We start from the raw sequence: 4,482 nt of genomic DNA on the forward strand, positions 1-4,482 counted from the left end.
CGCAAGTGCTGTGCACACTGAAGGCCTGGGAAGATCCCAAGTACTGCAAGGAAAAGCTGGGCCTCGACAAGCCGCTGGGCAAGATCGATCGCAGCAAGCTCAACATCAACGGCAGCTCGCTGGCCGCTGGTCACCCCTTCGCTGCTACGGGCGGCCGTATCGTGGCCACGCTGTCCAAGATGCTGTCGCAAAAGGGTTCGGGCCGTGGCCTGATCTCGATTTGTGCGGCCGGTGGTCAAGGCGTTGTCGCCATCATCGAGCGTTAATTTTTCCTGTTTCCCCGGGGCGGAAAACCCTTAATGGGTGCCCCGGGATTGATACACTCCGTCACTTGACCAGGCGACCCGCATGAATCGAGAGGTCCATGCGGGCACAAGCCATCCTGCCACTTGTCCAGGCAGGCACATGAGGAGATCCGGATGACCCAATCAGCCGCTGCGTCGGCTTCGCCCGCACAGTCCATCGTCAACCCTGATGGCTCGACCAACCGCATCTGGTTGTCGTCCTATGTAGCAGGTGTGCCGCACGACATCGATGTCAACAAGTACCGCTCGCTGGGCCATTACTTCGATGAGTGCATCAACAAGTACCGCAATCGTCCGGGCTTTGTGAGCATTGGCACGGAGATGTCGTACGACCGACTGGATCGTCTGGTCAATGCCTTTGCTGGCTGGCTGCAGAGCCAGGGCGTGAAGAAGGGCGATCGCGTGTCGATCATGCTGCCCAACACCTTCCAGTATCCGGTGTGCCTTTTCGCTGTGCTGAAGATTGGCGCTGTGGTGGTCAACGTCAACCCGCTGTACACCCCGCGTGAACTGAATCACCAACTCAAGGACTCTGGCGCCGAGACCATCATCGTGATGGAAACCTTCGCCAAGACCTTGCAGGAAGCCTTGCCTGGCACCCAGGTCAAGCGCGTCGTGCTGACCCAGATCGGTGACTTGCTGTCTGATGGCTTCGTCAACGCCAAGGGCCGTCTGCTGAATTTCGTGCTGCGCAATGTGCAGAAGATGGTGCCCGAATACAGCCTGCCTGGTGCAGTCTGGATCCGTGACACGCTGAAGGCCGGCGCCAAGGTCAAGGTCAAGCCCGTCGAGATCAAGCAGGAAGACCTCGCTTTCCTGCAGTACACCGGTGGCACCACCGGCGTGGCCAAGGGCGCCATGCTCACGCACCGCAACGTGCTGGCCAACTGCCAGCAGGCGCTGGCTTTTGCCGAAGGCCAGTTGACGGGTGACACGGAAACAGTGGTCACGCCGCTGCCGCTGTATCACATCTTCTCGCTGACCGTGAACTGCCTGATCTTCATGGCGCTGGGCGGTCGCAACATCCTGATCGCCAACCCGCGTGACACCAAGCGCGTGATGATGATCCTCAAGAACGAGAACTTCAGCGGCATCACTTGCGTGAACACGTTGTACTCGTCCTTCCTGGATGATCCTGATTTCCGCAAGCGCGACTTCTCCAACCTCAAGCTGGCCGTGGCTGGTGGCATGGCGTTGCAACGCTCCATCGCCGAGCGCTGGAAGGAAGTCACGGGCAACTCCATCGTGGAAGGTTATGGCCTGACCGAGTGCTCGCCCATCGTGACGCAAGCGCCTGTCGACATCACCAAGCCAGGTCCTGCCTTCACCGGTTCGATCGGCGTGCCTGTGCCTTCGACCGAAGTCCGCAACCGTCGCGATGACGGCAGCTGGGCCAACATCGGCGAGCCAGGCGAGTTGTGCGTGCGTGGTCCTCAGGTCATGAAGGGCTACTGGCAGCGTCCTGAAGAAACCGCCAAGGTCATCGACAGCGAAGGCTGGCTGGCCACGGGCGACATCGCCGTGATGGACGAGCAAGGCTTCCTCAAGATCGTGGACCGCAAGAAAGACATGATCCTGGTGTCGGGCTTCAACGTCTACCCGAACGAGATCGAAGACGTTGTGGCCATGCACCCTGACGTCAAGGAATGCGCCGCAGTGGGCGTGCCTGATGAAGTCGCTGGCGAACGCGTGAAGATCATCATCGTGCCGCGTAATCCTGGCCTGACCAAGGAAATCATCATCGAGCATTGCCGCAAGAACCTGACCGGCTACAAGATCCCCCGCATCGTCGAATTCCGCAACGAAGAGTTGCCCAAGACGCCTGTGGGCAAGATCCTGCGTCGCGAACTGCGCTGATCTCGGCTGACTCAGTTTCAGCTGAGCCACACCAAAGCCCGCCCGGTTCGCCGCGCGGGTTTTTTCATGCACGATGCGATCTGACCGAACCTGATCGCCCCACCGCCATGACTCGTCCCTCAGACTTCAGCTTTACCCATCGCCTGCGCGTTCGCTGGATGGAGGTTGATGCGCAACAAGTGGTCTTCAACGGCCACTACCTGACCTACCTCGATGTCGGCATCTCGGAATACTGGCGCGCAGTGGGCCTGCCTTACCCTGAGGGGATCAAGCACGAACAGGGCGACATCTTCGTGCGCCGCAACACGCTGGAATACCACGCACCAGCCCGCCTGGATGACTGGCTGGACATCGGCGTGCGCTGCGAACGCATCGGCAACTCCTCGATCACCATCGCCTGGGCCATCTGGGCACAAGGGCGCCTGCTGGTGACGGGCGAAACGGTTTATGTGCACACCAGTTTGCTCACAGGCAAATCATCGCCCGTGCCGGCGTCTGTGCGCCAGCAGATCGAATCACATGCACAAGGTGCGCCCGTGCATCGCGTGGTGTGCGGCGCCTGGCGCGACATGGCAGATGCGGCACGGGCCGTTCGCATCGCCGTGTTCGTCAATGAGCAAGGCATAGACGAAGCCGAAGAATGGGACGATGACGATGCCGGAGCGGTTCACGCCGTGGCTTGCAATCTGGCCGGATTGCCGCTTGCCACCGGCAGGCTGATCCACCTCGGACAAGAGAGCGGGCACGCCAAGATTGGCCGCATGGCCGTGTTGCGCAGCACGCGTGGCATCGGCCTGGGCGATCAGGTTCTCAAGGCCCTGATGGACGAGGCACGGTCACGCGGCATCCAGCACCTCAGCCTGAACGCGCAAGTCAGCGCACAAGCCTTCTATGCACGCCAAGGCTTCAAGCCGCAAGGCGAAGTGTTCGACGAAGTCGCCATCCCTCACCAGCGCATGACGCTCACACTTTGAGCGAACGCACGCGGCTGTTCTTGATCAGGCTGCGTGCCCGCGTTTTACGCAAGGGCGCTGATTCGGGCAAGGCGTGGTTGTCCACCTCGGACACCGGGCTGCTCTCGAACGCGTCCTCATGACGCATGGAAGGTGGGGGCAGGGTGGCATCCAGCTTGGCCACCTCTGATTCCGCCATGGTGTGCCGTGGTGGCCAGTTCTTGAGCGTGACCCGGCGCAGCAAGGCCATGCTGGACGTGGGCGTGAACGTGCGCTCCAGTACGTGCGTGACCAGTCGCTTGTTGACGCGCTCGGTGATGACCACGGTCGAGCAACGCGTGCCGTAAAGGCCGTTTTCCGATTTAATGAAAGCTGGCGACAGCAGGCGTTCCCATTCCTGTGAGACACCCGTGTGAGGCAATTGCTCGTCTGGCGCCGCCGTGGGATCAGACAGCGCTTCGAACAAGCTGTTGATCAAACCTTCGGTATCACCAGCCTGCGAAACAGCCTGACGCATACGGGCCTTCAGTTGCTGAACCTTGGGCCAGGGTGTGTTGAGAATGGCGTTGGACAGGCCAAAAACGCCACGCTGCAATCGTTCAGGGAACAGCTTGCGGTTATTGACCCAGAAACACTCGCCTTCAGCAAAATCCAGCGCGAGCATGTTGAACCCGTTGTAGCCGGAAATCGCCAGGCGCGGCCACAGCATCGGCATGGTGGTATCGCCTTTGAGCCACTCCGGTACGATCTGTCCGCGTGATGGCGCCTGGGGATCCATATCCTGCGGGTTGCGGATATTGGTGATCAGCCCCAGGCGACCGTGAGCGGTCAAGCCCAGCCAGGTGCCCCCTGCATGCAGATCACGACCACCGAGGATGGGCGGCCCGCCGCCTTCCGGCTCCCACCAACCCAGTCGGGCCGCGGGGCGGTCATAGAACTCGTCCCGATTGGCCGCCAGCACAAATGGGAAACGACTGCTTTGATCCAGAGCCAGCGCTACCAGGCACATCGCACAACCTCTTCACTGTTCAAGCCGCATCGTGTGGACGATCGGCCTGGTGTCAAATCTATGGCAAAACATGTGGCGAAAACACTTCCGTGTGACGGGCCCCTATCAGTTCAGCCGGCAGGGACTTGATCAAGGCCAGCAAGCTTTGCTCACACGCAATGCTGACACCCGCGGGATGCTCGTAGACCTCCATCCACGTCACATCAACAGCGGCACCAGCAGGCTCATCTGCCCGTTGCAACAGGCGTGCGCTCAAACCGGGATGCTCGCGTTGCAACTGCATCTGGATCGTGTCGATGGCGTGCCGAGCAGCCTGTTGATGTTCAACAGGTACGCGGTAGTACACATACAGCGATCT

At 60.5% G+C, this 4,482-nt stretch carries 4 protein-coding genes and 1 pseudogene; 3 read left to right on the forward strand and 2 right to left on the reverse strand.

All coding sequences use genetic code 11. The annotated features are described in order from the left end of the window. The 3 genes and pseudogenes from EPO09_RS09265 to EPO09_RS09275 form a co-directional block, all read left to right on the forward strand. Positions 1 to 266: pseudogene (locus tag EPO09_RS09265) on the forward strand (acetyl-CoA C-acyltransferase); the annotation flags it as partial. Positions 267 to 419: 153 nt separating this feature from the next. Then, complete coding sequence (locus EPO09_RS09270; RefSeq protein ID WP_290642408.1) at positions 420 to 2,162, forward strand: AMP-binding protein; 1,743 nt, start codon at positions 420 to 422, stop codon at positions 2,160 to 2,162. Between the two features lie 107 nt (positions 2,163 to 2,269). After that, on the forward strand, positions 2,270 to 3,136 hold the full coding sequence (locus tag EPO09_RS09275) for a YbgC/FadM family acyl-CoA thioesterase (protein WP_290642410.1): 867 nt from the start codon (positions 2,270 to 2,272) through the stop codon (positions 3,134 to 3,136). Here EPO09_RS09275 and EPO09_RS09280 read toward each other — a convergent pair. Together EPO09_RS09280 and EPO09_RS09285 are read right to left on the reverse strand one after the other, a co-directional pair. Next, a complete protein-coding gene (locus EPO09_RS09280; protein ID WP_290642412.1) occupies positions 3,126 to 4,124 on the reverse strand; it encodes an NRDE family protein in 999 nt (332 codons plus the stop codon). The two genes, EPO09_RS09275 and EPO09_RS09280, sit on opposite strands and share 11 nt — an antisense overlap. A 58-nt stretch (positions 4,125 to 4,182) precedes the next feature. Further along, a partial coding sequence (locus EPO09_RS09285) for a DUF4936 family protein (RefSeq protein WP_290642414.1) occupies positions 4,183 to 4,482 on the reverse strand: 300 nt, incomplete at its 5' end.

This window comes from Aquabacterium sp. (assembly GCF_004297345.1).
Lineage (GTDB): Bacteria > Pseudomonadota > Gammaproteobacteria > Burkholderiales > Burkholderiaceae_C > Aquabacterium.